Below are 540 nucleotides of genomic sequence, written 5' to 3' on the forward strand. Positions count from 1 at the left end.
CTCCTACCTATGCTGCACATCGGCGACCACGTCTCAGCGACAGCCTGCAGTAAAGCTCTATAGGGTCTTCGCTTCCCCTTGGGGGTCTCCAGACTCCGCACTGGAACGTACAGTTCACCGGGTCCAACGTTGGGACAGTGGCGCTCTCGTTTATCCATTCATGCAAGCCGCTACTGAAGCGGCAAGGTACTACGCTACCTTAAGAGGGTCATAGTTACCCCCGCCGTTGACGGGTCCTTCGTCCTCTTGTACGAGGTGTTCAGATACCCGCACTGGGCAGGATTCAGTGACCGTACGAGTCCTTGCGGATTTGCGGTCACCTGTGTTGTTACTAGACAGTCGGAGCGCCCGAGTCACTGCGACCTGCTCCTCAGAGAGCAGGCATCCCTTCTTCCGAAGGTACGGGACTAACTTGCCGAATTCCCTAACGTCGGTTCTCCCGACAGGCCTTGCCTTGCGCTGGCAGAGCACCTGTGTCGGATCTCGGTACGGACATCGCGCTTGCCTTTTCACGGGCCCTATGTACGGCTGACTTTCGCT

The 540-nt window shown here is 57.6% G+C and carries 1 rRNA gene; it reads right to left on the bottom strand.

The features are described 5' to 3' along the window. A 23S ribosomal RNA gene (locus EXE42_RS16575) occupies nt 1-540 on the bottom strand; the annotation flags it as partial.

The organism is Halorubrum sp. SP3, from assembly GCF_005435195.1.
Classification (GTDB): domain Archaea; phylum Halobacteriota; class Halobacteria; order Halobacteriales; family Haloferacaceae; genus Halorubrum; species Halorubrum sodomense.